This window comes from Paenibacillus oryziterrae, from assembly GCF_042610485.1.
In the GTDB taxonomy this organism is placed as follows: domain Bacteria; phylum Bacillota; class Bacilli; order Paenibacillales; family Paenibacillaceae; genus Paenibacillus_AQ.
In genome coordinates this window covers 1-732 of the sequence record NZ_JBGJZO010000059.1, presented here as the reverse complement: position 1 = coordinate 732, position 732 = coordinate 1, and the positions used below count along the sequence as shown (strand labels likewise).

Below are 732 nucleotides of genomic sequence, written 5' to 3'. Positions count from 1 at the left end.
TTACACAAGTTTCAGCTAAAAGATGTTCTAAAACGCAAATTCGTTTCGGTATCCAGTTTTCAAGGATCAAGTTTAAAGAAGTATTGGTGGAGCCAAGCGGGATCGAACCGCTGACCTCCTGCTTGCAAGGCAGGCGCTCTCCCAGCTGAGCTATGGCCCCATAAGGTAATTATGAATGTTATATGGTGGGCCTTGGTGGACTCGAACCACCGACCTCACCCTTATCAGAGGTGCGCTCTAACCAACTGAGCTAAAAGCCCATATAACAGATATAACATTGTGAATCAACCAACGAATNGCTGAGCTATGGCCCCATAAGGTAATTATGAATGTTATATGGTGGGCCTTGGTGGACTCGAACCACCGACCTCACCCTTATCAGAGGTGCGCTCTAACCAACTGAGCTAAAAGCCCATATAACAGATATAACATTGTGAATCAACCAACGAATTGGTTGTCCGCTTGGCGGCGTCCTACTCTCCCAGGACCCTTCGGTCCAAGTACCATCGGCGCTGGAGGTCTTAACGGTCGTGTTCGGGATGGGTACGTGTGGAACCCCTCCGCTATCGCCACCAAACGTTTATGAAAGAGGTTTGCTCTCTCAAAACTGAACAACGAGTGAGTGTTCGAACCTAAAGGTCCTTATCGAAGCCTTACGGCTTCGGTTTTGAATGTTTCCGTTGCAGGAAACGATTCTCCATAGAAAGGAGGTGATCCAGCCGCACCTTCCGA

At 48.3% G+C, this 732-nt stretch carries 3 tRNA genes and 1 rRNA gene; all 4 read right to left on the bottom strand.

Going from position 1 to position 732, the window contains the following annotated elements:
* Positions 1 to 84 precede the first annotated feature (84 nt).
* The 4 genes from ACAN55_RS24195 to rrf all read right to left on the bottom strand — a co-directional run bounded on the left by ACAN55_RS24195 (position 85) and on the right by rrf (position 577).
* A tRNA-Ala gene (locus tag ACAN55_RS24195) sits at positions 85 to 160 on the bottom strand.
* Between the two features lie 23 nt (positions 161 to 183).
* Positions 184 to 260, bottom strand: a tRNA-Ile gene (locus tag ACAN55_RS24190).
* 77 nt (positions 261 to 337) lie between these two features.
* Positions 338 to 414: transfer RNA gene (locus ACAN55_RS24185), tRNA-Ile, on the bottom strand.
* Between the two features lie 46 nt (positions 415 to 460).
* Positions 461 to 577, bottom strand: a 5S ribosomal RNA gene (gene rrf, locus ACAN55_RS24180).
* Positions 578 to 732 lie beyond the last annotated feature (155 nt).